The organism is Streptomyces sp. NBC_00569, from assembly GCF_036345255.1.
In the GTDB taxonomy this organism is placed as follows: Bacteria; Actinomycetota; Actinomycetes; order Streptomycetales; family Streptomycetaceae; genus Streptomyces.
In genome coordinates this window covers 1,870,113-1,896,896 of record NZ_CP107783.1, presented here as the reverse complement: position 1 = coordinate 1,896,896, position 26,784 = coordinate 1,870,113, and the positions used below count along the sequence as shown (strand labels likewise).

Annotated in this window: 18 protein-coding genes and 1 pseudogene; 13 read left to right on the top strand and 6 right to left on the bottom strand. The window is 68.8% G+C overall.

Translation table 11 applies throughout. The annotated features are described in order from the left end of the window. Positions 1–60: 60 nt before the first annotated feature. From OHO83_RS08775 to OHO83_RS08750, 6 genes are all read left to right on the top strand, one after another. Positions 61–1,932 carry an alpha-L-rhamnosidase-related protein gene (locus tag OHO83_RS08775; RefSeq protein WP_330279077.1) on the top strand — a complete coding sequence of 624 codons (1,872 nt, stop codon included), beginning with the start codon at positions 61–63 and terminating at the stop codon, positions 1,930–1,932. Between the two features lie 233 nt (positions 1,933–2,165). Next, positions 2,166–4,739 (top strand): beta-L-arabinofuranosidase domain-containing protein, encoded by a 2,574-nt coding sequence (locus OHO83_RS08770; RefSeq protein WP_330279076.1) that lies wholly within the window; start codon positions 2,166–2,168, stop codon positions 4,737–4,739. Positions 4,740–4,791: 52 nt separating this feature from the next. After that, the gene (locus tag OHO83_RS08765; RefSeq protein WP_330279075.1) at positions 4,792–8,055 is read left to right on the top strand and encodes a family 78 glycoside hydrolase catalytic domain; all 3,264 of its coding nucleotides are present in this window, start codon (positions 4,792–4,794) and stop codon (positions 8,053–8,055) included. Between the two features lie 536 nt (positions 8,056–8,591). Next, a complete protein-coding gene (locus tag OHO83_RS08760; protein ID WP_330279074.1) occupies positions 8,592–11,681 on the top strand; it encodes an alpha-L-rhamnosidase-related protein in 3,090 nt (1,029 codons plus the stop codon). Between the two features lie 16 nt (positions 11,682–11,697). Next, positions 11,698–14,193 (top strand): glycoside hydrolase family 28 protein, encoded by a 2,496-nt coding sequence (locus OHO83_RS08755; protein WP_330279073.1) that lies wholly within the window; start codon positions 11,698–11,700, stop codon positions 14,191–14,193. After that, complete coding sequence (locus OHO83_RS08750; RefSeq protein WP_330279072.1) at positions 14,190–16,415, top strand: hypothetical protein; 2,226 nt, start codon at positions 14,190–14,192, stop codon at positions 16,413–16,415. The genes OHO83_RS08755 and OHO83_RS08750 overlap by 4 nt, the downstream gene beginning before the upstream one ends. A gap of 195 nt (positions 16,416–16,610) precedes the next feature. Here the strand turns inward: OHO83_RS08750 and OHO83_RS08745 are convergent, their stop codons facing one another. Then, positions 16,611–16,781 carry a hypothetical protein gene (locus OHO83_RS08745; protein WP_330279071.1) on the bottom strand — a complete coding sequence of 57 codons (171 nt, stop codon included), beginning with the start codon at positions 16,779–16,781 and terminating at the stop codon, positions 16,611–16,613. Positions 16,782–16,806: 25 nt separating this feature from the next. On the opposite strand from OHO83_RS08745, the gene OHO83_RS46935 reads away from it, so the two are divergent. Then, the gene (locus OHO83_RS46935; RefSeq protein WP_443066034.1) at positions 16,807–17,079 is read left to right on the top strand and encodes a hypothetical protein; all 273 of its coding nucleotides are present in this window, start codon (positions 16,807–16,809) and stop codon (positions 17,077–17,079) included. Between the two features lie 8 nt (positions 17,080–17,087). Here OHO83_RS46935 and OHO83_RS08735 read toward each other — a convergent pair whose 3' ends face one another. Then, complete coding sequence (locus OHO83_RS08735) at positions 17,088–17,312, bottom strand: hypothetical protein (protein ID WP_330279070.1); 225 nt, start codon at positions 17,310–17,312, stop codon at positions 17,088–17,090. Between the two features lie 109 nt (positions 17,313–17,421). On the opposite strand from OHO83_RS08735, the gene OHO83_RS08730 reads away from it, so the two are divergent. From OHO83_RS08730 to OHO83_RS08715, 4 genes and pseudogenes are all read left to right on the top strand, one after another. Then, positions 17,422–17,613 carry a hypothetical protein gene (locus OHO83_RS08730; protein WP_330279069.1) on the top strand — a complete coding sequence of 64 codons (192 nt, stop codon included), beginning with the start codon at positions 17,422–17,424 and terminating at the stop codon, positions 17,611–17,613. Between the two features lie 600 nt (positions 17,614–18,213). Further along, positions 18,214–18,810 carry a helix-turn-helix transcriptional regulator gene (locus OHO83_RS08725; RefSeq protein ID WP_330279068.1) on the top strand — a complete coding sequence of 199 codons (597 nt, stop codon included), beginning with the start codon at positions 18,214–18,216 and terminating at the stop codon, positions 18,808–18,810. 290 nt (positions 18,811–19,100) lie between these two features. After that, complete coding sequence (locus OHO83_RS08720; protein WP_330279067.1) at positions 19,101–20,090, top strand: hypothetical protein; 990 nt, start codon at positions 19,101–19,103, stop codon at positions 20,088–20,090. A 62-nt stretch (positions 20,091–20,152) separates the two neighbouring features. Continuing rightward, positions 20,153–20,401 (top strand): annotated as a pseudogene (locus OHO83_RS08715) (ISKra4 family transposase); the annotation flags it as partial. A 1,014-nt stretch (positions 20,402–21,415) separates the two neighbouring features. Here OHO83_RS08715 and OHO83_RS08710 read toward each other — a convergent pair. Further along, complete coding sequence (locus tag OHO83_RS08710) at positions 21,416–21,616, bottom strand: recombinase (protein WP_330279066.1); 201 nt, start codon at positions 21,614–21,616, stop codon at positions 21,416–21,418. A 41-nt stretch (positions 21,617–21,657) separates the two neighbouring features. Here OHO83_RS08710 and OHO83_RS08705 point away from each other — a divergent pair, with 41 nt between their 5' ends. Further along, the gene (locus tag OHO83_RS08705) at positions 21,658–22,062 is read left to right on the top strand and encodes a hypothetical protein (protein ID WP_330279065.1); all 405 of its coding nucleotides are present in this window, start codon (positions 21,658–21,660) and stop codon (positions 22,060–22,062) included. Positions 22,063–22,501: 439 nt separating this feature from the next. On the opposite strand, the gene OHO83_RS08700 is transcribed toward OHO83_RS08705, so the two are convergent. Beyond that, positions 22,502–23,152: an HAD family hydrolase gene (locus OHO83_RS08700; protein WP_330279064.1), complete on the bottom strand. Its 651-nt coding sequence runs from the start codon at positions 23,150–23,152 to the stop codon at positions 22,502–22,504. Between the two features lie 15 nt (positions 23,153–23,167). On the opposite strand from OHO83_RS08700, the gene OHO83_RS08695 reads away from it, so the two are divergent. Beyond that, the gene (locus tag OHO83_RS08695) at positions 23,168–23,395 is read left to right on the top strand and encodes a hypothetical protein (RefSeq protein WP_330279063.1); all 228 of its coding nucleotides are present in this window, start codon (positions 23,168–23,170) and stop codon (positions 23,393–23,395) included. Between the two features lie 163 nt (positions 23,396–23,558). Here the strand turns inward: OHO83_RS08695 and OHO83_RS08690 are convergent, their stop codons facing one another. Both OHO83_RS08690 and OHO83_RS08685 read right to left on the bottom strand, forming a co-directional pair. Further along, positions 23,559–24,449, bottom strand: coding sequence for a GNAT family N-acetyltransferase (locus OHO83_RS08690; protein WP_330279062.1), 891 nt, complete (start codon positions 24,447–24,449; stop codon positions 23,559–23,561). A 188-nt stretch (positions 24,450–24,637) separates the two neighbouring features. Continuing rightward, complete coding sequence (locus OHO83_RS08685; protein ID WP_330279061.1) at positions 24,638–26,647, bottom strand: hypothetical protein; 2,010 nt, start codon at positions 26,645–26,647, stop codon at positions 24,638–24,640. Positions 26,648–26,784: the final 137 nt, after the last annotated feature.

The window sequence follows — 26,784 nt, the reverse complement described above, 5'->3', positions numbered from 1 at the left end:
GCGGCCCGGCATCCCTGGGATGCCTACAACTACTCGCCGCAGTCCCGGACACTGAAGCCCGTGGCGATCCACAGCACCGTGGGTTCGGTGACGGACAGCTCCGCCGTACTCTCGGGCAAGTCCACCCGATTGAGCGGCACCGGATCCGCCGTCACCTTCGACTTCGGCAAGGACGTCAGCGGTCTGGTTACGCTCCACTTCGCGGCTTCAGACGGCCCGCAACGCGTGGGTCTCGCGTTCAACGAGTCTTCGCAGTACGTGGGCACCACGAGCGACGCCTCCACCGGTGGTCCGCGAAGCCGGGACGGAGCGCTCTACGCCGACGTCGACGGGGCGACCACTTACACCATGCCGGCGAAGAACCTGCGCGGTGGGTTCCGGTACCTGACCGTCTTCATGGACTCCGCCGGCAGTGCCGATCTCGATGGCATCACCGCGCACTTCACGGCCGCACCGAAGATGCAGGACCCGCGCGCCTACGCGAACTACTTTTACTCCAGCGACGACCTGCTCAACAGGATCTGGTACGCCGGGGCTTACACGATCCAGCTCAACACCATCGCCCCGAAGACCGGACGGGTCTGGGAGGCTCCCGCCCAGACATGGGACAACACCGGCGACGTGGGCGTGGGCGACACCATCCTGGTGGACGGCGCGAAGCGGGACCGCACGGTCTGGCCGGGTGACCTCGGGGTCGAGATCCCCTCCGCCTACGCGGCCTTCGACGACACCGAATCGGCCCGCAACGCCCTCACGACGCTCTACCAGCACCAGAAGATCACGGGCGAACTGCCGTACTCCGGGCCCATGATGAACAAGTACGGGTCCGACACCTACCACATGTGGACCCTGGCGGCGTCCTGGGACTACTACCAGTACACCGGCCACCGGAAGTGGGTCGACGGCATCTGGGACCAGTACAAGCGGGGCGTCGACTACATCGGCGCGAAGACGGACGACCAGGGGTTGCTCTCGATCACCGAGACCGCCGACTCGGTGCGGAGCCTGCCGAAGGGCGAGAACCTGATCGCCAATGTCCTGATGTGGCGCGTGCTCACGACCGGCTCGCAGCTGGCGAAGGTCGAGGGCGACACCACGCTCGCCCAGTCCTATGCGCACCGGGCGGCGGCGCTGCGCACCGCGATCGACAGCCGTCTGTGGGACGAGAAGAAGGGGGCGTACCGGTTCTACCCCGACTCGGACGTTCACGCCCAGGACGGCAACGCGCTCGCGGTGTGGTATGGCCTGGCCGACCAGAGCAAGGCACGCCGCATCAGCTCGTACCTCATGACCAACTGGAACGACCGCGGGTCAACCTCCCCGGAGAACAAGGGGAACCTGGGCGTCTTCGCCGGGTCCATGGAGGTCAACGCCCACTTTGCCGCGGGCGGAACGACCGCCGACCAGGCGGGAGTCGATCTGATCCGGCGGCAGTGGGGCGCCATGCTCGACGACCCGCTCGGCACCAGGAGCACGTTCTGGGAGTCGTCGCGTCCGGACGGCTGCATCTGCAGCACCTACGTCAGCCTCGCCCACGCCTGGGCGACCGGGCCGACCACGGCGCTCACGTTCGCCGTGCTGGGACTCCAGCCGACCAGCGCGGGCGGCCGCGCCTTCGACTTCGTCCCGCACACCGCCGACCTCAGCTTCGCCCAGGGGCGGATCACCACCATGCTGGGCCCGGTCGACGCCTCGTGGCGCGTCAACCGGAAGGAGGGGAAATACCACGCGGAGCTCACCGCCCCCAAGGGCAGTGAGGGGCGAGTCGCGGTGCCCACCTTCGGAAAGCACATCTCGGTCTTCGTCGACGGCAAGTTGGCCTGGAACGGCACAAAGGCCAAGGCCTACGACGCGCACACCGACGGTGAGTACGTCTACCTGGAAGCGCTCTCCGGACACCACGTGATCGACAGCCACCAGCACGACAGCTGAGACGATCACGCCGCGCACGCCTCGCGCCGGCCCGCGTGAGGCGTGCGCGGCCTTCGGAGCAGCTCGGGCTCCGCTCCCCGTCGCACAGAGCGCGCCGCGGCTGTCCGCTGCACGCCGCCGACCCGGTTCGCGGATCGGGCCACCGCGCGCCCGTTCGCGCCTGCCGCCGCCGAGCCACACCCCGCGCCCCCTCGCTCGGCGGATTCCCCGCATCCACCAGGAGTCCTGCCGTCATGAACGCATCGCACCATCCGGCACGCCCCAACCGCCGCCACGTCATCGCCGCCGCCGGAGCCTCCGCCATCGCGCTGAGCCTGGGCGCCCCCGCCGGGGCCACGGCCCGCCCCGCCGACCGTGGCCGCCCGGTCCCCGCCGGCACGGTCCCGCCGCGGCTCACCCCGCTCCCCCTGTCATCCGTCACGCTCCTGAACAGCCCCTTCCGCGAGAACATGCGGCGCACCTGCGCGTATCTGCTGTTCGTCGATCCGGATCGCCTGCTGCACACCTTCCGTCTCAACGCCGGCCTGCCGTCGTCCGCCGAACCCTGCGGCGGGTGGGAGGACCCGGCGGTCCAACTGCGCGGTCACAGCACCGGCCATCTGCTCTCCGGGCTGGCCCAGGCCCACGCCAACACCGGGGACGACGCCTACGCCGCCAAGGGGCGGATCATCGTCGACGCCCTCGCGGCCTGCCAGGCCGCCTCCCCCGCCGCCCGCTACACGCCCGGATACCTCTCCGCCTTCCCTGAGCAGGTCTTCGACCAGCTGGAGGCCGGCGGCCGACCCTGGGCCCCGTACTACACGATCCACAAGATCATGGCCGGTCTGCTCGATCAGTATCTGCTCAGCGGCAACTACCAGGCCCTGGACGTGGTGCGTTCGATGGCCGCCTGGGTGGAGACCCGCACCTCGCGCCTGACAGTGAGCCAGATGCAGACGCTGGTCCTCCGGGTGGAGTTCGGCGGCATGAACGAGGTCCTGTCGAACCTGTACCTGGTCACCGGTGACCCGGCACATCTGCGCACCGCCCGTCGGTTCGACCACGAGGACCTGTACGGGCCGCTGGCCGCGGGCCGCGACGAACTGGACGGTCGCCACGCCAACACTGAGATCGCCAAGATCGTCGGCGCCGCGCGCGAGTACGAGGCCACCGGTGAGCAGCGCTACCGCGACATCGCCGCCTACTTCTGGGACACGGTTGTACATCACCACTCGTACGCCATCGGCGGCAACTCCAGTCAGGAGTTCTTCGGTCCTCCCGGCGAGATCGTCAGCCGTCTCTCCGAGGTGACCTGCGAGAACTGCAACTCCTACAACATGCTCAAGCTGGGCCGGCAGCTTTTCCTTCACGACCCGGGCAACGCCGTGTACATGGACCACTACGAGTGGACCCTGTACAACCAGATGCTCGGCGAGCAGGACCCCGACGCCGAGCACGGCTTCGTGACGTACTACACGGGTCTGTGGGCGGGCTCGCAGCGCCAGGTCAAGGGCGGGCTCGGGACCGCGCCCGGCAGTTACAGCAGCGACTACGACAACTTCTCCTGCGATCACGGCACGGGCATGGAGACCCACACCAAGTTCGCCGACAGCATCTACTTCCGCTCCGCGGACGCACTGTGGGTCAACCTGTTCATCCCGTCCCAGGTGACATGGGCCGAGCGAGGGGTGACGCTGCGCCAGGAGACCCGCTACCCCGACGCGGACACCACCAGGCTCACAGTCACCTCCGGAGGCGGCCGGTTCACCCTAAAGGTACGGATCCCCGGCTGGCTGGCCGACCATCGCTCTCACGCCCGGGTCCGGGTCAACGGGCGTCCGGCCGGCGCCCACTGCAAACCGGGTACGTACCTTGCGCTGACCAGGAACTGGCGCTCCGGAGACGTGGTCGAGGTGGCGCTGCCGATGGAGCCGGTCTGGCGTCCGGCGCCGGACAACCCGCAGGTGCGCTCCCTGTCCCACGGCCCGGTGGTCCTGGCCGGCACGTACGGCAGCACCGTGTCCCCGACCATCCCTCACATCGATCCCGCCTCAGTGCGGCGGCTGCCGCGGTCTTCGACGGCCTTCACCGCCACCGCCGATGGCGCCCAGGTGTCGCTGCTGCCCTTCCATCGGATCCAGCACCAGCACTACAACGTGTACTGGGCCGTCTCGCCCAAGGCCGGCCGCGAGCGCGAGCTCGCCCACTACGCCTTCGACGAGGGCCACGGAAGCACCACCGCGGACTCCCAGCGTTCCTTCCCAGACGGAGAGTTGGCCGCGGGCGCCGGCTGGACGGCGGGCCGTACCGGCGCCGCCATCGCCCTGGACAGCGTCGCCGGCGGCCACGTGGTCCTGCCGCCCGGTCTGCTCACCGGTCTGGAGGAGCTGACCGTCAGCGCCTGGGTGCGTGTCGACTCGCTCAGCAACTCCGCCCGGGTGTTCGACCTCGGCTACCACAAGGACACCTACCTCTTCCTCGCCGTGCGCACCGGCACCGGGAAGGCCCGCGCTGCCCTGAAGATCGCAGGTATGGAGGCCGAGGACTTCATCGACGCCTCCGATGCCCTGCCGCAGGGCCGTTGGACCCATGTTGCCCTGACCGTCGGCGACGGCACCGGCGTGCTGTACGTCGATGGCGTGGAGTCCGGGCGCAACGACGCGATGGTGAGCAGTCCGTTGCTGCTGGGCACCACCACGCACAACTACCTCGGCCGCTCGCAGAACTCCAAGCACCCGTACCTGCAGGGCGCCATCGACAGCTTCCGCGTCCACAACCGGGCTCTGTCCGCCACGGACGTCGCCGCGCTGTTCCGCGCGGACGCCTGATCCCGCGCCTCCACGCCACACCCCGTCCATCGCACCCGAGCCAGGAGACCCCGTGTCCGCAGCCTTCCCCCGACGTGTCCGGCGCCGCCCGGCCCTCGTCACCGCCTCCGTCCTGACCACACTGGTCACCATCCTGCCCCTGGCTGTGACCGCCCAGGCAGCACCCGCCGGCATCGCCCCCGTCACGCTGCGCACCCAGCACCTGAGCCAGGCACTCGGCATCGACGACACCACTCCTGGCCTGAGCTGGCAGCTCAGCGGAAGCGGCACGGACGTCATCCAGCAGGCGTACCGCGTCCAGGCGGCCACCAGCCGCGCTCTGCTCACCAGCGGCCGTCCCGACCTGTGGGACTCGGGCCGTGTCGACTCCGACGCGCCGAGCACGACCTACGCCGGCAAGAAGCTCGGATCGCGCGCCCATGTCTACTGGCGCGTGACGGTGTGGTCGAACACCACGAACCGCCCGTCCCGCTGGAGCGACACCGCCGTCTTCGAGACCGGACTGACGAACCCGCAGGACTGGTCCGCGCAGTGGATTACCAACCCCGACTGGAAGCTGAGCACCCGAAAGGTGGAGCCGGTCGTCGTCCGGCTGCCGAAGACCACCGCCCGCTACGTCCGGCTCGACGTCACCAAGCTCGGCCTGCCGCTGGCCGACGACTTCCCGAACCGGTCCTGGCGGCTGCAGTTGGGGGAGATCGAGGTGCGCGACTCCGCCGCGCCGGACACGGACCTCGCCCAGGGCGCGGCCGTCACCGCCTCGGAGTCCAACACCCTGCGCAAGACCTGGGAACCCGCTCTCGCCGTCGACGGGATGACCAACAGCGCCCTGCAGACCGCGGCCGGGTACTCCAGCCAGGCCCACTTTGGCGCCGACCTGTCGTCCTCGCCGATCACCCTCACCCTCGACCTCAAGTCCGCCCGGACCTTCGACCAGGTCGTGCTCTATCCGCGGTCCGACGTCCTCACCGACGATGGCCGCGTACCGAACTTCCCTGTCGACTACACCCTCTCCACCGGGGACGCGGCCACCGGGCCGTTCGCCTCCGCCGCGAAGGTCACGGGCCAGCAGCCCCCGAAGCCGTACCTGCCCTCCAGCCTCCCGCTGTTCACCAAGGACTTCGCGCTTGGCACGAAGGTGCGCAGCGCCCGTCTCCACGTGGCCGGGCTGGGCATCTACACGGCCGATGTCAACGGCCGGCCGGTCGGCGACGCCGTGCTGGAGCCCGCGAACACCACGTTCGCGGACCGTGTGCAGTACGCCACGTACGATGTCACCGACCTGCTGCGGCACGGCGACAACACCATCGGCGTCGCCCTCGGCAACGGCATGTCGAACGTGGTCAGCACCGCCGACCGGTACCGCAAGCTCTACGGGAACCTCAGCGACCCCAAGCTGATCGCTCAGCTGGAGGTGACCCTCGCCGACGGCACCGTCAAGCGCATCGCCAGTGGCGCGGACTGGCGTACGGTGCTGGGGCCGACCACGTCCTCGAACTGGTACGGGGGCGAGGACTACGACGCCCGCCGCGAGATACCGCACTGGGACCAGCCACACCAGGAGCGCTCGGCCTGGTCGCACGCGGTCACCGTGGACGGGCCCGGCACGCCCGGCCACCCGGCACAGCTCAGCGCCCGCGAGACCGAGCCGATCCGCGTCGAAGAGAACCTCAAGGGCACCGAGGTCTCCGGCGCCGCCCCGGGCAGCCGCATCTTCGACCTCGGCCGCAACATCGCCGGCTGGCCTGAGATCACACTGGACGCACCGGCCGGCACGACCGTGCGCATCTACCCCGCGGAAAGCCTCAAGGACGGCCACGCCTTCCAGTCCATCAGCAACGTGGGCGCCCCCCTGTGGGACAGCTACACCGCACGCGGCGCAAAGAGCGAGACCTGGCACCCGCAGTTCTCCTACCACGGCTTCCGCTACCTGGAGATCAAGGGCCTGCCGGCCGGAGCCACCGTCTCCGTGCGCGGAAAGGCACTGCACACCGACAACGCTTCCGCGGGTGACTTCAAGAGCTCCAACGACCTGGTCAACGGCATCCACTCGATCACCCGCAACGCCATCGAGAACAACATGATGAGCGTGCTCACCGACTGCCCGAGCCGGGAGAAGCTCGGCTGGCTGGAGCAGGACCAGCTCGTCTTCCCGGCCCTGGCCGCCAACTACGACATGGAGGCCTACCTGCGCAAGATCGTGCGGGACATGGCCGACGCACAGACCACCGAGGGCCTGGTCCCGAGCACCGTGCCGGAATACACCAGCCTGCCGGGCGCCTACCGCAACGACTCCAACTGGGGCGGCGCCTTCGTCCTCGTGCCCTGGCAGCTCTACACCACGTACGGAGACACCGACACGCTGCGCACCTACTACCCGGCCATGAAGAGGTACGCGGCGTTCCTGAAGACCCAGGTCTCCGACGGCATCCTCGACTACGGGCTCGGCGACTGGTTCACCCCCGACAAGTCCTTCCCGCGTGCGGTCGCGGGCACCTACGGCTACTGGCGGGTGGTGGACGCGCTCAGCCGGATCGCCGGCGTGCTCGGTGACGACGCCGACGCGGCGTCCTACCGCAGCGAGGCCGACGCGAGCGCCCAGGCGCTCACCCGGAAGTACTACGACGCGGCGACGGGGACCTTCGGCGGCGGCGGCCAGGGCGCCGAGGTCCTCGCCCTCGACATGGGTGCGGTCCCCGACGACCAGCGGCAGCGGCTCCTCGACCACCTCGTCGGCAGCATCCGGGACGCGGGCTACCACCTGAACCTCGGTGAGATCTCACTGCCGGCGGCGTTCCGGGTGCTGTCCGGGGCGGGCCACGACGACATCGTGTACAAGATCGCCACGCAGACCACCAGCCCCAGCTACGGCTATCAGGTGGTGCACGGCAACACGGCGCTCGGCGAGTCCTGGGACGGCGGCCCCGGCCAGTCACAGGACCACTTCATGCTCGGCGCGATCGACTCGTGGTTCACCAGCCGCCTCGCCGGGATCCAGCAGGCGCCCGGCGCGGCCGGCTACCAAAAGCTGCTCGTCGCGCCGGCCGTCGTAGGGGACCTGGCCTCCGCTTCCGGCTCCTACACGACGCCGTACGGCAAGGTCTCCACCTCCTGGCACCGCGACGGCTCGGCCTACCGCTTGCGGGTGACCGTGCCGGCGGGGGCCACGGCGGAGGTCCACGTGCCGGTCACCTCAGGGGCCGTCCGGGCCGACCGGGGCGCCCGCATGCTGCGCACCGAGGGCGGCACGGCGGTGTACGAGGTCGGCTCCGGCGACTGGTCCTTCGCCTCCGTCTACACCCCGGCCGGGGACTGATTCCGGCACCGCCGGGTGGTGTCCTGGGGGACCTCGGGCCTGTGCTGGTTGGCCGGCCTGGCATGCCGCACGGATCGAGCTGCATTTTGTGCCGTCCTACGCCCCGTTGGACCCCGACGGGCTGGTCAACGCTGACCTCGAGCGCAGCCTTCCGATGCACAGCCGAGTCTGAGACTGGGCCGAACTCACCGCCGAAACCAGCCGGTTCCTCCATCGGCGCCGGTGCCCACCTCGCATCGTCCGCAACTACTCCCAAGGCTCTTTTGAGCTTCAGGTCGTTGCCGGAGCCCAGGCAGTCGGCGGGGGCGGCACTTCTGCCACTCCTGTGCACACCCATTGACACTGTCCTCGGCCTCTTCATAGGGTCCGAGGCAGAAGGTATTGATACGTTTCAATTCGGCAAGCCAAGCCCATGACTCCCGAGTTGACACACTTGTTGCACTTCACGTCGCTCCAACTGCGCTTCCTGTCTTCCGCGGAAGTGGCAGTAGTCGTGTCCAGTTGAATCATTCAAATCCCTTCCTGGGAGCATGTGCATGAGCCTTCAGTGGCCGTTCCCGTCCCGGTCCAGTCTTCGGTTCGGTGTTGTCGCGACGGCCTTCGGGCTGACGCTTGCCCTTGCCCCGCCCGCGGTCGCGGACCGCGCAGGGCCCGATCACAGCCCCCAGGCGCCGGCCGGTCTCACGGTCGGTGACAGGGTCAACCCGTCGGCCGTCGACGGGACACCCCCGTTCGGCTGGCTGCCGCGCGACGTCGACAGCGACGAGGTGCAGTCGGCGTACGAACTGGTCGTGCGCGACGGCGCGGGGCACACGGTCTGGGACAGCGGCAAGGTGCCCGGCGCGCGCCAGTCCTGGGTTCCCTACGCCGGTCCCGGCCTCGCGCCGGGCACGCAGTACCGCTGGACGGTGCGGACCTGGGACCGCCAGGGCGCGGTGTCGCCGTACGCGGGCCCCGCGACGTTCGTCACCGGCCTCGGTGACACGGACTGGGCGGGCGCGCAGTGGATCCGCAGGCCCGCCACCGGCAACGACGCGGACAACCAGTGGACCGCCGCCCGCAAGGTGATGCGGGTGTCCGCAGGCAGTCCGGTGACCGCTGCCCGCGTCTACACCGCCGCCGTGGGGGACTGGCAGGTCCAGGCAAACGGGCGCACGGTGCAGCGCGGCTCGTCGTACGAATACGCGGGCGAGGGGTTCTACGACGTCGCGGAACTCAAGGGTGTTGAGGCGGGAGAAGAACTGCCGGTCGGCGTCGTCACTCACTACTGGAACTGCAAGTGCCAGGGGCGCGCCAATGGCCCTGCCGGTCCGGACGGCCCTGACGGTCTGCTAGTGAAGGTCGTGGTCGAGCACGCGGACGGCACCCGGGACGTGATGGTCTCCGACGGATCCTGGAAGGTACGCCGCTACGACCCGCAGACCGTCGACACCGTGGCATTCCGGAACAAGGACGCGGGCGACCGGATCGAGTACTACGACGCCCGGGCGGAGCTGACGGGCTGGGACAAGGCCGGTTACGACGACGGTAGTTGGTCCGGCGCCACGGTGGTCGGCCCGCACCCGCGACCGAACCCGGCCGACTGCTCCTCGTACGCGTCCGGTTCATCACCCTGTGCCTTCACCCACCTGTCCGCAACGAACGCCCACCTGACCCGCACGGTGGTCCACCCGAAGTCCCTGCTCCGCCTCCCGGACGGCACCGTCTTCGCCGACTTCGGCAAGGTCAACTCCGCCGTTCCCTCGGTGAGCTTCCAGCACGGCGTGGCAGGGCGGCAGTTGACCTTCACTACCAGCTACCGGCGCAGCAACTCCACGCTGACAGCGGCCGTACGCGCCGGGGACACCACGGTGACCCTCGCCAGTACGGGCAACCTGCACGTCGGCGACCGTGTCACCGTCGACGCCCCCGCGACCGGATACGGCGCGGGCGACCCGGAAACCCGCACCGTAACGGCGGTGGACGGGAAGACCGCCACTGTCGACCGGGCCCTAGGCAAGGACCACGCCGCCGGGAGCTGGGTGGAGAACTCCCGCGCCGGCACGTCGGCCCTCGACACCCAGGGCAGTAACATGCGCTTCTTCCACACCCAGCGGGACGGCGCCCAGATCGCGCAGCCGTTCACCTACTGGGGCTGGCGCTATCTGCAGATCAGCGACCCCGGCGAGAAGCTGACCACCGACGACATCACGGCCGTTGTGCAGCACACCGACGCCGCCCACCCGGCCACCTTCTCCAGCAGCGACGACACCCTCGATGACGTCTTCGCGCTCATGCAGCACTCGGCCCTGCAGTCGGCGCAGAACGTCTTCCTCGACACCCCGACCCGGGAGAAGGGCCAGTTCCTCGGCGACGCCATCGACGAGTCGTACGCGACCATGGCGGCCTCCGGGGAGCGGAGCCTGACCCGGCAGGCGATCGTCTCCTTCATGAACTCCCAGGCGCGGTACTGGAAGAACGGTGCCATGAACGCCGTCTACCCCAATGGGGACGGCAAACGGGACATCCCCGACTACACCGAGATGTTCCCTGAGTGGGTGCTGCGCTACTACCGGACCACCGGCGACCGGGAATTGCTGGCGCAGGCCCAGCCCGTGATGAAGAACATTTCCGACTACATCTCGTCCGCCGTCGACAGCCGCGGGCTGGTGGCCGACCTTCCCGGCGGCAGTGGCGCGTACCAGTACGGAATCATCGACTGGCCCGCCCCGATGCGCTACGGCTACGTCACGGACGGCAACGTTAACCGCACCGTCGTCAACGCTCTCGCTCTGGGTGCGCTGCGCTCGACGGCCGAGGCCGCCGACGCCCTCGGCGACGCGGACGCCCACACCCTGTATGGCGACCGGGCGGAGCACCTGACCGCCGCGATGCGAGCCCAGCTGCGCGACCCCGGGAGCGGCGCCTGGTCCGACGGCCTGACCGCCACCGGCAGCCGCATCGACCACTCCGGCCAGCACGCGCAGACCTTCCCTGTCGCCTACGGAGCCGCAACTTCCGCCGAGTACCCGGAACTCGGCGAGCGCATCTCCGCACTCGGCATGCAGCAAGGGCCGATGACCCTGCGCACGCTGCTCGAAGCCCTGCGCGTCACCGACCGCCCGGACACCGTGGTGGATCTCCTCACCGACCCGCACCACGACGGCCCGGCCCAGGTGCTCGCCGAGGGCGGCACCTTCCTGTGGGAGCAGTGGACCCCCGGCTGCGAGACCTCCGACTGCACCGGTGCCCAGGTGTCCCAGAGCAGCAGCGAAAGCCTCTCCCACGGGTGGGGCGGAGCAGGGATTAATGGCGTCATCGAGAGCGTCCTCGGCCTGACCGTCACCTCGCCGGGCGCCGCCACGGTCCGAATCGCCCCGGCGGACAAGGGCCTCGACCACGCCTCCGGCACGCAGTGGACAGAGCGCGGCACCGTCGGCGTCGACTGGCGCAGGAACCGCCATGGCGTGGACACCGAGGTCACCGTCCCCGTCAATGTGACGGCGACCGTCGCCCTGCCGGTGGTTCACGGCGGCGCCTACCACGTCACGGGCCAAGGTGTCCGCTACCTCGGCATCGAGGACGGCCGCGCCGCCTACCGCGTCGGGTCCGGACATGTGTCGTTCCACGCCCGGTCCACCGACTGAACGCGAAGGCCCAGCTATGAACGAGTACAGAGAGCAGCGAGAAGTACGGCACGGAGAACGGCACGGCGCGGGCCGGCCGGTGGCGCGCGTACTGGCCCGGGCCGTCCTCGGCCTGTGCACCGCCGTGGCCCTTACGGGCCTGGTGCCGGCCGGTAACTCCGTTGCTGTGGCCGCGAGTTCAGACCTTGACGGCGGCGTCGTCTCGTCCACGGGCACGGTCGTGGTGGCGAAGCCCGGATCCACGCGCGTGATCCGCAACGTCGGCACATCCACCGTCACCGTGCGCCCCGGCGCGACCGTGCGGCAGACACTCGGCCGCCTGACCGCATCCGACCGCTCCCACCAGAGCCGCACGATCGTCGACGCGTCGGGTGCCGTGCGGCGCGACGGCCCGGTCGTGGCGGGCGACCGGCTCGCTGTCCATGCCGAGGACGGCCGCACCGAGGGGAGTTACGCGCTGGCCGTGTACGACCCGGGGGCCGCGGGGCGCGACGGCGCCTACTGGAACCAGCCGCTCTACGACCGGATCGACTCCACCGTCAACGCCCACGTCCCGGTCTTCCCCGACCGCCGCTGCGACATCACCGACCCCGCCTACCGGTCCCAGGTCCGCCGGGTCACGGAGCGGTACGCCGTAGGGAACGAGGCCGGTGACCCCGCGGCCAAGACCTCGCCCCTTGTGTACGACTCCCAGCGGGTGTGGTTCTACGGCAACGCCCTCAACGCGGCGATCAAGGACTGCCACGACGCGGGCGGCGGCACCGTCGTCGTCCCGCCGGGAGGCTCCCTGAACGAGAACGGGGCCTACTACTCCGGCGCCATCAACCTGCTCAGCGGCGTCAACCTGCGCGTCGAGACCGGCGCCGTAGTGAAGTTCATGCGGGACAGGACCAACCAGTTCTACCCGGTCGTGCGCACCAGCTACGAAGGAACCGACCTCTACAGCTACTCGCCGCTCATCTACGCCCTGCATCAGCACGACATCGCGGTGAGCGGCGGAGGGACGCTCGACGGCCAGGAGGACATGTGGAACTGGCGCCCCTGGAAGAAGGGTTACTGGGGCGAACCCTCGGTGGAGGACAAGGACCCGGACGGCACCTACGGGCAGAACGGTGTTCTCAACCGCATGAACTTCGAGGACACCCCGGTCGAACAGCGCCTCTTCAGCGACGACGGCCACCTGCCGAAGACGATTCCCGTCGTCGAGGACGGCCAGGTCCGCCACGTCACACCGCCCGCCGGAGCCAAGGCCATGAAGTCGACGTTCCGCCCCTCCTTCATCCAGCCCAACGAATCGACGAACGTACTGATCGAGGACGTGAAGATTCGCAACACGCCATTCTGGATCGTCCATCCCCTCAGCTCGGCCAACGTTCTCGTCCGCGGCCTCGACATCTACAGCGACAAGACGAAGGGCTTCGAGGCCAAGGGCTGGAACAACGACGACGGCATCGACCCCGAGTCGAGCCACGATGTGGTCATGGAGGACAACCACGTCACCGTCAGTGACGACGGCGCCGCAGTCAAGGCCGGCCGCAACGTCAACGGGCGCGAGCACCGGACGCCGAGCGAACGCATCATCATCCGCGACTCCGACTATCGCAACGAGGCCGGGAACTCCGCCGCCATCTCCATGGGAAGTGAGATGTCGGGCGGAATCCGCGACGTCTTCATCCACGACAACGTCTTTGGCGGTCACGGCCTCGCCATGGCCCTGAAGATCAAGACGAACTCCACCCGCGGCGGCGCCGTGGAGAACATCTATCTGCGCGACAGCCTGCTGCAGTACGCCGTCCGGTCCCTGGTCGAACTCGACAGCGACTACAACGAAACCGTGCCGTTCCCGAACGCGGACGCGTTCGACCCTCAGGTCCGCAACATCTATGTGGACCGTGTCGACACAGGCCCCGGCATGCCGCCCGCCACGACCAGCTTCTCCTTCCGCAGCGCCGCGTCCCGCTCCCCGGTGGAGAACGTCCGCTACCGCGACTCCGTCTACCACTCGACCAGCACCCTCGCGGCTGGCTTCGCGGACAACAAGAACATCAAGGACCTCGTTGTCGACAACGTCACCTACATCAACCCGCAGACCGGCGCGACCACCCGCTACGACACCACACCGCTGCGCCTCCTCGACGCGACGCGGGCAGTCCCGGACACCGGTGACGCGATCAGCCTGATCGCAGCCGACGCCGGCCGCCCCGACACCGTCACCCCGGTTGCCGGGCGCACGTTCCGGATCGCCGGCGCGGTGGACCTCTCCACGGCACCCGACTTCCCCCGCGCCGGCACGCTGCGCATCCTCGTCGACCGCGACGACACACCCGTCCCGGTACACGTCCGGGCCGACGGCACCTTCCTCAGCGAACCCGTCACCCTGGACGACGACCAGAGCTGGTACCGCGACCGGCACTACGTGGCCGTGAACTTCTGGGCGGACAACGGCATCGACATCAACACGAGCGTCTACCAGGTGGCAGTGTCCACCCAGCGAGGAAGGAACCGTTCATGACCGACCAGCCGCACGTCTCACGCAGAGCCTTCGTCGGGGGAGTCGCCGCCCTGACCTCCGCGACGCTGATGTCCCGCGTCCTGCAAGCGGAGTCGGCGGTGGCCGCCGAACCCGGTACGGACGGCACCGGAACCCGCATCGACCGGCACGCGCTGGTGTCCCGGCACCGCGTCGTCCGGCACAGCAGCGACCTCGATCTGCCCGTCCAGGTCGGCAACGGCCGGTTCGCCTTCGGCGCCGACGTGACCGGGCTGCAGACCTTCGTACCGTTCAACACCCTCTCCGACTGGGGCTGGCACGCGGACGCCCTGCCGCCGGGCAAGAAGATTGCGGACTACCGGGGCACCGTCTGGGACACGTACGGCCGCGACGTCTCCTACTGGACGGACGACGACAACGAGCCCGAACTCCACAACTGGCTGCGCGAGAACCCCCACCGGGCGAACCTCGGCCGCATCGGCATGCGGCTGCTCAAGGCGGACGGGACCGAGGCGGCCGAGGCCGACCTCACGGACACCGTGCAGGAACTCGACCCGTGGACGGGCGTCCTGCGCAGCGCGTTCCGCCTCGAAGGACACCGGGTCACCGTCGAGACCGCCTGCCACCCCGGCCAGGACGTCATGGGCGTACGCATCGAGTCCGCACTCGTCCGGCTCGGGCGCCTCTCGGTCTTCCTGGACTTCCCGTACGCCACCGCGGCCGGAGGCAACAAGTTCGAGGCGCCGTACGTCGGCCTCTGGGACCGTCCAGAGCTGCACACCACTGTGCTGCGCCGCCGCGGCCGCACACCGGTCGTCACCCACACCCTGGACGCCACCCGCTACGAGGTCGGCCTGGCGCTGTCGCCGGGCGCCCGCGTCAGCCGCAGTGATCCGGGTCGACACCGCTACGAAGTCATGGGCGAAGGCGACCAGTTGGACGTAGCTGCCCTCTTCGCGCCCGAGGTGCGAGGCGCCGTGCCGAGGGCCGGCGAAGTGGTGCGCCAGAGCGAGATCTGGTGGCCGCGGTTCTGGCGGACCGGCGGGGCGGTCGACCTCTCGGCGAGCGAGGACCCGCGCTGGCGCGAGCTGGAGCGCCGCATCGTCCTGAGCCAGTACCACCTGGCCGTGAACGACGCCGGCAACGACCCCGCCCAGGAGTCAGGACTCGTCAACAACGGCTGGTACGGCAAGTTCCACATGGAGATGTACTGGTGGCATGCCTTCCAGTACGCGCTCTGGAACCGCTGGCCGCTCCTGGACCGCGGCACCGACATCTACGAACGGTTCCTGCCTACGGCGCGACGCCTCGCCACGTCCCAGGGCTTCCGCGGCGCCCGCTGGCCGAAGATGACGACGACATACGACGACGCGATCGGCCGCGAGTCGCCCGGCACCCCGACCTGTCTGCTGATCTGGCAGCAGCCCCACCCCCTCTTCCTCGCGGAACTCGACCATCAGGCCCACCCGGGACGCAGCACCCTGCTCAAGTGGCGCGAAGTCGTCCACGAGAGCGCGGAGCTTATCGCCTCGTTCGCCCACCGCGAGGAGAGCGGCCGCTACGTGATCGGCCCGCCGATCATGTGCTGCAACGAACGCAACCCGCCCGCCCAGACCCTGAACCCGGCCTTCGAACTGTCCTACTGGCGCTTCGGTCTGCGCATCGCCCAGGAGTGGCGCGAGCGCCTCGACATGGCGCGTGAGCCGTACTGGGACGAGGTCCTCGACGGCCTGGCGCCGCTGCCCGTCGAGGACGGCGTGTACGTGCTGTACGAGGGCGTGCCCGATATGTGGACCAAGTACAACACCAACCACCCCGATCCCGTCGCGCCGTTCGGGATGCTGCCCGGTGACGGCGTCGACGTGGAGACCATGCGGGCGACGACCCAAAAGGTCCGCGAGACTTGGCCGGTCACTGACCTGTACAGCTGGGACTTCCCGCTCCTCGCGATGAACGCCGCCCGCCTAGGCGACCCGGACTCGGCCGTGGAGTACTTGCTCCACGAGCGGTTCGGGTTCACCGGCACCGGCCTGCCCGCCAGCGGGAAGAGCGGGGTGCCGTCCCCGTACTTCCCGGCCGCGGGAGGCCTGCTCTACGCCGTCGCGATGATGTGCGCCGGCTGGCGCGACTCTCCTGGCGGCCCTGCGGGCGAGCGGGGGCGTCCTGGCCCGCAGGGCGTGACCCCGGGATTCCCGGACCAGGGTTGGACGGTCTGTTGGGAGAGCCTCACGCCCGCCTTGTGACCGGCGCAAGAACCGGACGTCGTCCACGTCCGTAGCGGCGACAGGCCGGACGCGAACGCTGCCGTCCCGGACGAGCGTGGTCCGGTTCGGCCCGGCGGAGACGGCATACGTGTGCCCACGCAGTCGCACGTTGGCGATGCTGTTGGTGCCGGGCAGCGAGAGGGTGCCGAACATGATGCCCGACGGGTCGCCTTCTCAGGGGTTGTCGGAGATCAGTTCGTGCAGGCTCTGCACGGCCATGGCGTTGGACCAGGAGTAGGTGCGCCAGGCGGAGTCCGTGATCGGCTGGTCGGGAACGGGGTCGAAGGACTCGGGGAACCAGTTGTCCTTGTCACTGGCCGACGGCTTCTTCGACCGGGAGATCATTCCCTTTACCCTGCCGGACGGCACCGTGAGCCGTGCGGACGACGGGCCGCGGGCCGGGACGACGTACGGAAAGCTCGCCCAGCTCGCACCGGCCCTCCGGGAGAACAGCACTGTGACTGCGGGCAATTGCTGTCCGCTGAATGACGGCGCCGCTGCGGTCGTGGTGATGAGCGACGTCAAGGCACGCGAGCTCAGTGCCTTTGCGAGGTCGCTGCTGTGCATGTGGAAATGCGGAGCCGCCGTCTTCAGGTCGGCGATCTTGATGTCGAGTATCTCGCCGTTGGCGTCGCTGCCCTGAGGTGGCGATTACGGTCTTCTGGCGACAGGATCGGGTTGTCCGAGTGGGTTGTCGTGCATGCCGCGCAGGGGTGAGAAGAACAGCCACAGTCCCGCGCTGCAGCCTCCGACGACGGCGATCCACATGGTGGTCCGGACTCCGAGGGCGGTGGCGAGCGCGCCGCCGACCAGGCCGCCCAGCGGCAGTGTGCCCCAGTTGATCCAGCGTGCGGCGGCGTTGACCCGGCCGAGCATGTGTGGTGGGCAGCCCGGCGAGGGCGGACGGCGGAGTTCCTTCTCACGAGATGGTCGGCTCAGACCTCTGTGGGACATTGGCAACCGCACCGCAGAGGGAAAACAAGATGTGAATCTCGCGCGGCTTTGGGTGGAGTTCGCGCCGCAGCTCGGGCCTGGAGAGACAGCCGACGTTCGCCTGGCTCCCCTGCACCCCGAGCAGTGGCAGCATCTGAAGCCCGGTGACGTGATCACCATGCACGACGCCCAACCTGCCGTCGGCATCGCCGAGATCATCGAGGTTCTGCCGCCTCGTGTTTGAGCCAATGGATCAGGCGGGCGTGCGATACCCGCAGGGGACGGCCGTCAGCCACCGTCACGGCTCGCGGTGCGTCGGCCGGCGTTTGTGCGGAGGTCGCGCATGCTGAGGCGCCCCGGGCCGGCCGCGGCCAAACGCTCAGCGACTCCCGCGGCCAGAGGCCGGTCAGTGTCTGCGACAGCACGATTCGCCCGTCGGGTATGGGCGCGGCCAAGTGCTTCGGCCGCGCCACATGGCCGACGTAGCCGACGCCGTCGCGGTCGACAGATCTCGTACCACCAGCCCTTGCCGCGGGGCAGCGCCGGCATGGGCTCGGCGATGGCGACAGCGACGGGTTACTCCCTGCGCGGCCGAGAGCGGCGGTTGTGGCGTCTGACGTAGGTGCCGTCGGAGCGGAAGTGAGGGCGTACATAGGTCACGGGCGGTCCCCGACGGTGAAGGGGGAGCGGTCAGGATTCCCATGCGGGGCCGGGTGTTCCGTGGCGCGACATCCGACGGTTTCGCCACCCACGGGCAACGTCGGTCGAAAGCCGGCGCGCGCTCTCCAAGGTCGCCACTGCACGGCCACGTCGAGTTGATGAGCTCCTGCCGCTCACCGACGTAGTGCACGTGGACAGCCGTCCCTGGCTCCAGGAACGAGTTTCCGGCACGACTCCGGCTTCGCTGATCGGCCCGGTGCGGCGAGGTCGCCGGCTACGGATCGAGTACAACAGCACACGCGAGTCATGCCCACGCGACCTGGTCGTGGATCCCTACGGGCTGGTCGCCAAAGCCGGCATCTGGTACCTCGTCGCCGACTGTGCCCGAGTGCCACGGATGTACCGACTCGAACGGATCACCACGTGGAAAGACGTCGATCAGCCACGACGGATCCGCAAGGGCCAGACCCTGGCCACCGTCTCTGCAGCGCTCATTGATCAGTGGGAACACCACCACGCGATAGAGGTCAGCGCCACCATCGACCAGACCCAGATCGAGCGAGCGCGACGGGTCCTCGGCCAACGACTCGTCCAGGACGACCACGAGGAATCCACCACCGGCCACAGGGTGCGGATCCGCTTCCCGCACCTGGAGGACGTACGGACACTGCTGCCGTTCGGGAGCACCATCACTGTGCACGGCCCCGCCGAAGTCAGAGCTCACCTTCGCGACCTCGCCACCGACCTCGCCCACCACTATGCGCCGTCACCAACGTCCTGACCCGCACACCCACGATCTGCCATGGGTGTAGCTCTCTTCCGGGGACGGCCCCGATGGTTTGAGCTGGGAGATCGTGGTTGTGGGTGATGGCGGCGTGGTCGGGTCTCTACCGTGTGGGTGGAGGAGGCGACGCTGATGGGGTCGTTGATCGGGGAGTTGGAGGCGCGGGAGGCGGCGGCCCGGGCCCGGGTGCGGTCGCCGCCGTCCTCGACGAGTGACGGAACCGCCGGGCCGCACCGTGCCGGGGGCCGGGCGGGGCGGGCCGCCCACCGACTAGCATCGCCGAGTTCGTGCCACCCACAGGCCCGGGCATCGCGGCACGGCGTACAGGGGAGCTGGCACGGCATGAGAACGAAGAGCGCGGCGGCGTGGGCGGTAGCGGTGCTGATGCTCGGCGCAGCCGTCGGCGGCTGCGCCGAGCAATCGGACAAGGGCCGTCCGGCAGCAGCGCGAAGCACACGAAGTCCCACCGCGAACCCGAGGACAAGCCTGATTCACGGGTCGTCGAGGACGACGACGACCACACCGTCCTCGAACTGTCCGACGGCCGGCAGGTGTCCCTCCGCTTCACTCGCCGCGGCCTGGAGGCACAGCATCGCCACGCCTCTGACGACGCCTGGTCCGCCCGGAAGACGGTCTATGAGACCGGCACCAAACCGTGCCACGGCATCAGGGCAAAGGCGTACCGGGACACCGTATGGCTCGCGGCCGGCTTCGGCGCGTACTGCAGGGACGGCGAAGAACCGCAAGAGGTGATCGCGGCCGTCGCCACCGGGGACCTCTCCTCCTGGACCACCGACCCGACCAAAAACACCATCCCCTGGCCGAAGGCCCGCATCCGAGACGGTGGCGCCCGAGTGGACTTCGTCGATCCCAGCATGCTGCAAACCACCACGCTGACCTGGCGCAAAGGCTCCGGATTCGCCGAGGTGGCCACGAAGTACAAGCCCATCCACCCCTGGTTCGTGGGCCGGTGGCGAGCCACGGACGGCAGCCAGCAGCTGACCCTCCACCAGGTCGAGCCGGGCAGATGGGCACGCGTGGTCATCGAGTCCCGCACTGGCCCGCGATGCAAGGGCAGCGCCGTTGTCTCCGGCGACGACCCGCACAACCTGTCCATCATGGGCAACTTCAAGCTCGATCAGGGCCACGGGACCGTCAACTGCCTGCCGAAGGGGACCGAGTACGACTTCGACGTGAAGTCCTCGGACGGCCCGCTGCGCCTACGCACGATCGGCAACCACCCGAAGACCGTCCTTACCTATGAGCGGGCGGGCTGACGTACGACTGCGCATGAGAGGCGGCGGCGTGGTCGGGTCCCGACCGTGTGGGTGGAGGAGGCGACACCGCGTTGGCCGAGGGCTGGCCGATCGCCACCGGCCCGATCGAGGGCGCATGCAGGCATCTCATCGGCGACCGTCTGGAGATCACCGGGGCAAGGTGGGGGCTGAGCGGCGCCGAGGCCGTCCTCAAACTCCGGGCGGTGAAGGACAACGGTGACCTCGACGCCTACTTCGCCTTCCATCTCGCCCGCGAGTACGAACGGCTCTATTCCACCTCTGACCAGCACGACTACGACCTCACGGTCTGAACCGCAGGCGTCCCCCGGGGAGGGCTACACCCATCTGCCATCAAAGGGTCGGCTGGTTCACAGCTCGGGGTCGTTCACAGCTTGTGAACCCAAGAACTTGACAGGGAACACCACAGCGTGCCTGGTCGTCCCCGCGAGGACCTCCACCACAAGGCCGCGGCCGGTCGTCACGTAAGCCTCCCCGCTCGACGTCCGCGCCCTGCGCCCCGGCCCCGCGTCGAGGACGCCGCCGGGCGATCTCCGCAGCGACCGGAGCCATCAACGCCTGCGACAGGACACGACTCCCGTCCCGCAGCCGGACCGCCACGCGGTGGGGCCGGGATGCCGGGCCGACGTAGCCGACGACATCGGTGTCGACGATGTCCGAGTGCCGCATCTTCTTCCTTCTCTGCACTTCACCTGAATGGGCGGCGATGACGTTCGGGGTGGTGGGGAGCTGTTAGGAGTCTCGCGGGTGGAGTCCGTATTCGGCTAGCCACCTGAGCAGCTCGGGGCGGGATGCTTGGACGAGGTGCCCTCCTGTGAAGCGGGTGTCGTCGGTGACCTCTGCCACGCACTCGGCAGGGGGAACGAAGGACTGTGCCTCTTCATCTGTGGTGAACTCGGCCTCTGCTAGGACCAAGCCCTGCAGATGGCCTTCGAAAATATCAACGCCCAAGGGGGGACACTGAAGCGGGTCTTCGACAACCAGGCGGCGGGAAGTGAGGCGATCACGTTGTACTCGGCTGGCGACAAGTACGTATTCGTGATGAGGCCCTGGATGGCGCCGGACTGAGGAATCGGGACTTTCTGGGTGAGTTTGAGCTCACAGCGGCCATCCGAGAAGTCGGCCCGGCGCAGCCAGGCGCGTTCCTGTCACGTAGCGATCGTTGATCACGCGAATGATGGTCACCGCCGACGGCGCTGGCGGCTCGGCCAGCAGGAATCGCCTCTCCCGCTCGACACGTGCGTACTGCCGGGGCGAACCGCTTCGCCTTCGACTCCACCTCTTTTGTCCATCATGAGGACAGCCTCTCAGCCGCGAGGGCGCGGAAACCCAAGGTCAACGGTGGTTCGTCGTTGCGAGCGGATGGCCTCGGCTTGCTTGGTCCGCAGGAAGGTAAGGGTCAGGTTGATGCCCTCGATCTCCCCGAGCCGCTGCTCCTCCTCGGCGCGTTTCCGCCGCATTCCGGTCCACGCGGCGAGCTGGTCGGCGGTGGCATACGGGATGCGCAACAGGGTTCCTCCAGTGCTCTCGGCCCTGCTTCAATGCGCGCATGGATCAGATTCCGGTGTTCTTCGGCTTGTTCGTCGGTGGTGCAGGGCTTGCTGTCTCGCACCTCAGGCGGCAGCAACGCAAGATCACCCGTCACCTCATCGATGGACGGCGCATCAAGGTCGTCTGTGTCCTGAAAGACCCTCAAGCGCCCAGATGGACACGCGGGCATTTTGTGATCGAGTCCGGGGCCTGGTCCTGGGAGCCTCGTCGGCGTCAAAAGAACCCGTTGATGTTGCCTCCTGATCTGGAAGTGGCACGTGTACGGGACCTGGGGCTAAAGGAGAGCACCCGTCTCAATGGCCACTTCTTGATCATGGAGTGCACATCGGCCCAGGGCGAGGTGCTCGTTGCGGCGCTGCATGGACACGCCGAGCACGTGTTCATGGCCCTAAGCCGCCCCTGATGCCACCGCCCGCCCTTATCTCGTGGTGCCCTCGATGAGTCCGGCAGTGACGCTCGTCCCAGTCGACCAGTCGCAGTAATCCGTCGACCGGCAACGCCTCGGGCCCCTGGACCGGAAGCGGTACGTCGTGGAGCAGGTCGAGCAGGAGCGCGCGCCGCTCGGTGTACGGGCGGCTGCGGACGTCGCCGAGTTCGGGGTGGGCGAGGAGGTCCCACACCGAAGCGCGCGGGTTAGTGGAATCTGGTATCGGCCTAACGGGGAACCCGTCCGCCAGCCTGGTGTTTCCGACTCAGAACGACTCCTATCGCCTCGCCAGCACGCGAGCGCGACGGGAACAGCCTGCGACGGCCAGCTGACTGCTGCGGTTCAGTTGCAACGGCAAGCCGTCCCAGCACGGAAGTCACTCTGTCCGGCTTCGGGGTTCGACGGGGGCGGTGCCTTATCCCTGTTTCCGCATGGCGTGGCTGATCGCGGAGGCGACGTCTTTGGCGACGTGGGTTGGCTGGTAGGAGTCCTGGGACCAGGGTCGGCCATCCGTCACCCACACGCTTCGAAGCCCGAGTGCTTCGGCGCCGGCGATGTCAGCATGCGGTGAATCGCCGATGACCCACGCGCCAGGCAGAGGAATGCTGACGGTTGCTGCTGCCGCATGGAAGATTTCCGGTTCGGGCTTCTTGTGACCGATGGATTCGGAGACGACCCAGCCCTGGACGAGTTGGTCGAGCCCGGTGTTGCGGATCTTCGCTTCCTGCTGAACGGTGCGGCCATTGGTGACGATCACGCAGGTCCATCCGTCAGCCTGGGCTTTCCTCAACGCTTCGCGGGAGGAGTGCGTCAGCACGACGTGGTCGGCAACGCCATTGTCGAGAAGGGCACGGATAGAGGAGATTGGCACCATGTCGCCGTATCGGTCGCTCAGGGCTGCGGCGACTTCCTGCCGCGCGGTATAGCCGCTGGCGTCAATAGTCGTCACCCACGTGAGGTCGGAGTCGGGCAGGCCGTGCTGGGCCAGGAAGTCAGCGACAGCGGCGCGGAAGGCCGCATCGCGGTCGACCAGAGTGTTGTCGAGGTCCAGCAGCAGCAACGACATGACCATCAGTAGATCATGCGCACTGGCTTCGGGCGGGTGGGTTTCCCGCCCTACACCGATACCGTCGGCCACGCGGAACTCGACCGCTACGGTGTCGAACTTCTCTCTTCCGGGTTCAGTCTCGAGGGCCTGCCGCCCTCACGGGCGGCGGGCCCTCCATGCACTGAGTCATTTCTCGTGAACATTCCCGAGCCCGTCGATCTACATCTGCTGCCCGAAGTGCTGGACAAACGCTGCTGCTGAAAGTGAACGAAGCCAGCTTGCCGATGGCGAGAACGACGACGGCGAGCAGGACTGACCGTCACCGACCAGGGCGCTGATCACCTTGCACGCCACCACTGGTCAGCCGCTTCGCGGCGGTCGCAGCCGGTCCTAGTGGCAGATGCGTTTGTGTCGGTCATGTCCCTCACCTGGCTTGTGGTGCGCCGTGGGAGAACTTGTACCCGGCGAAGTCGGCGACGTGGACGTATCCGATGCGCTGGTAGAGGGCATTGCTGGTGGGGTTGTCCGGGTCCGTGAACAGGACGACGTCAGTCGCACCCGCGGCTAGTGCTGCCCGGCTCGCCTCGACCGTCGCGGCGCCCGCGTAGCCGCGGCCCCGGAGGTGGGCCGGGGTGTAGACGGGGTCCACCCGGACCATGCCGCCGACCATCGAGGTCGCGGCCGCCATGGCGACGGGGGTGCCGTCCGGGGTCTCCCAGAACGTGAAGTGCCTGTCGCCGAAACGCGAGTCGTCCCAGGAGCCGGCGTCAATCAAGTCGATGGAGGGCTGTTCCCCGACGTCGACACAGAACTCACGGCACCAGTGCACGACTTGCTCACGGTCCTGTCCGCCTGTGATGCGCCCCCGGCCCTCCGGGCGCGGCTGTGGTGGGGTGAGCGTGCCGAGACGGTAGAGATGCGTTCGCCAGAAAGGCGGTACCGGCGCCGCTCCCGTGTGCCGCTGCCAGGACTCGGCGAAAGCGCCGGCAGTGTCGCGGTCCGCGATGACGTTGGCGGGCGAGTGGCCGAGGCCGGCCAGGTGGGTGGCGAGGGCGTCGGTCTGCTCGACAGAGAGGGGGGTGAGGCCCAGGCGGCCGCCTGGAGTGAGATAGAAGACCGCGTGGACTTCACCTCCTGACTGCAGTCGACCGAAGACGGGTGCTGCGGCGTCAGGTTCGGCCGCCCCGCGTATCCGCAGTTTCTCGATGTCCGTCAGCGGCGTGTTGTGCAGGGCGGGGCGCGAGCGCAGGAAGTCCCCGGCTCGGGCGAGGAAGTCGTCAACGTCTTGGGTAAGGTGCCAGTCATCCGGGAGCATGCTTCATGATCCCGGATCTCTCCGGCACGGGGAGCACTTGCTCAATGCCTTTCAGGTTCGGCCGCGTGCCGCGGGTGGAGCGTGGGATCGGTGGTGGGGGTGGCGAGTATCGGCTCCGGCAGGGACCACGTCGAGGACATGAGCGACGCCTTCCCCTTGAGTAAGCGGCGCCGGGCGGTGTCGCCCGGTCAGCGGATGCGGGGCAGGGCCTTGTCCGGGTGCGCGGTCTGCACGTACTTCACGGCGACCCCGGGGTGGATGCCGAAGAGACGGACCAAGTGGACCGGGTCGGCGGTCTGCTGGGCCTCGTAGAGGATGCGGTCGGCCCATACCTGGCGGGGCAGCAGTCCGATCTGGTCGAAGGCAGCCCTGCGTGCGCAGTAGCTGATCGGCGGCGAGGCCGGGTGACGGTAGCTATGGGAAGTGATGAGCAGATGCGGGTTGGTGGCCTGTGGCCAGCGTCGTCGCCGTTCGCGCAGCCAGTCGGCTGCGAGATCGGTGCTCAGGTCGTCGAGGTAGACAGTATGGGTGTGTTCGCCCCGCCGAACCGCGAGGGTCCGATGGGCGAGGTCGGCGTCGGCCAGGACGAGCCGGGCAACCTCTACGGCGCGCATGGCGTGAATGGCGACCAGCCCGACAATGAGCCGTGCTGCAGGCCCGTCGAGCCGTTCGAGGGCGCCGGCCAACCGGTCGCTGGACAGCGGAAGCGGCAGATGGCTCCCGGCGTGCAGCCGCAGCCCAGCGATGGGGTTGCGGAAGATCAGCCGTTCCTGTTTGACGGCCCGGAAGATGCTGCGCAGCGCGGTGAGTAGCTCGCGCCCCGGGCCGCCGGGGCATTTGGCGAGCTCCGTCCGCGCATGCTCGGTCGTGACCTGTCGCAGGTCCATCCCGGCTGCTGACCACAAGGCAAGGGCGGGCGATGCGGTGCGCAGGTAGCGGCGGATGCGCGGGTAGTCGGCGGGCGCGTGCCGGTAGCGGCCGAGCCCGCGCATGACCATTGCCCAGGCGCGTAGTTGTTCGGCCATCGGCTCGGGAAACTGTGCGATCCGCTCGTGCAAGGCCTTCTCGCCGTGCCGGTCGCGTCGCTCCGCGCTCAGGTCCGGGACATGTGAGCGGACGTGCCTCTGGACATCGGTGAGTAACTGGGCCGGAGTCTCGGAGAGGGCGTCCGGTGCGAGAAGAGCGCGCCCGTCGAGGAAGTCGATCACCCGGCGAATCGCGGCGGCACCTGCTGGCACTGTCCTGGCCAGGGAGCGCACCTCCCGCTCGGGGATCGCCGCGTGCGGCCCCAGGCAAGCCAGTAGAGCGTGCAGGACGACGGCCGCACTGCCCGGCACACTGCGCTTGTCGACGGGCCAAGCATGCGGCAAGCCGACGGTGAACGCGTTCAGTAACTCCTGCGCCGGAGGCGGCAGCGAGGACACAACGGCGGCGGCAACGTGATCGCGCCGCCAGGAGCGGGGCATCGCGAACAGACACAGCTGCCCTGGGCCGGTCGGCGCCAGCACCACGCGGCCGTCTGCGGCGTCCGACGTACGTGCGCGTGCGTGGGCGCGCATGACGGGGCCGGACCGGTTGTGCACGACGAATCCCAGCTCCCCGGCCCGTCGTTTGAGGGGATGCGCGAGCGGTGGGGCGAAGGTGAGTTGCGTGAAGGGCGCCGCCGTCTCGGGACCGCATTCACGCACGTACGCCAGGCAGCCACGGCACAGGCCCTCCTCGCGGTGCACGGGCAGTTCGTCGCGCAGGCACCGCGGGCATCGGCTCACGGGATAACGGTCTGGGTTGTACCACCAATCGCTGCAGCCCCTGCACCGCGCCGTGGAGATGCCCCAGCTGGCGCAGTCCGCACACGCCCCCACCGGCCACAGCGCGGGAGGCGGGGCCGTGCGGGGCCGCAGCATTCCGGCCTGGGCGAGGATCTCGGCGGCGGCCGCCTTCAGCGGCAGCCGCACCTGGTCAAGGAACTCCTGCGCAACCAGGGCCTCGCCCTCGGCGTCCCGGATCGCCAGCGCACAGCGGATCAACCGCATCACCGTACGTGGCCACGCCGTCGTCAGGCCCGCCCTGACCGCCCGCTGCTCGGCGAGCGCGTACAGGGCTGCTTCCTCGGGCCACCTCCGGGCGCTGATGCGCCGGGCATGGAGGGGTTCGATGCGCCGCCGGACGGGAAACAGCGTCTGCTGCCCACGGATCACCGCAGGACAGATCCGAGGGTCGTCGACCAGGCGCTTCACCTCCCGCGGCCCGAGATAGGGGCTGGCCGCACCACGGGGGCGCTGGAGATTTCGTGCCCCCTGCCGACCGAGCCCCAGCACATACAGGTGCAGCTGGT

Bases quoted from the DNA above. Each gene is read 5' to 3' on its own strand.
- OHO83_RS08770 (WP_330279076.1), top strand. From the start codon at position 2,166: ATGAACGCATCGCACCATCCGGCACGCCCCAACCGCCGCCACGTCATC.
- OHO83_RS08760 (WP_330279074.1), top strand. From the start codon at position 8,592: ATGAGCCTTCAGTGGCCGTTCCCGTCCCGGTCCAGTCTTCGGTTCGGT.
- OHO83_RS08755 (WP_330279073.1), top strand. From the start codon at position 11,698: ATGAACGAGTACAGAGAGCAGCGAGAAGTACGGCACGGAGAACGGCAC.
- OHO83_RS08750 (WP_330279072.1), top strand. From the start codon at position 14,190: ATGACCGACCAGCCGCACGTCTCACGCAGAGCCTTCGTCGGGGGAGTC.
- OHO83_RS08745 (WP_330279071.1), bottom strand. From the start codon at position 16,781: ATGATCTCCCGGTCGAAGAAGCCGTCGGCCAGTGACAAGGACAACTGG.
- OHO83_RS08735 (WP_330279070.1), bottom strand. From the start codon at position 17,312: ATGCTCGGCCGGGTCAACGCCGCCGCACGCTGGATCAACTGGGGCACA.
- OHO83_RS08705 (WP_330279065.1), top strand. From the start codon at position 21,658: ATGGATCAGATTCCGGTGTTCTTCGGCTTGTTCGTCGGTGGTGCAGGG.
- OHO83_RS08700 (WP_330279064.1), bottom strand. From the start codon at position 23,152: ATGTCGTTGCTGCTGCTGGACCTCGACAACACTCTGGTCGACCGCGAT.
- OHO83_RS08695 (WP_330279063.1), top strand. From the start codon at position 23,168: ATGCGCACTGGCTTCGGGCGGGTGGGTTTCCCGCCCTACACCGATACC.
- OHO83_RS08690 (WP_330279062.1), bottom strand. From the start codon at position 24,449: ATGCTCCCGGATGACTGGCACCTTACCCAAGACGTTGACGACTTCCTC.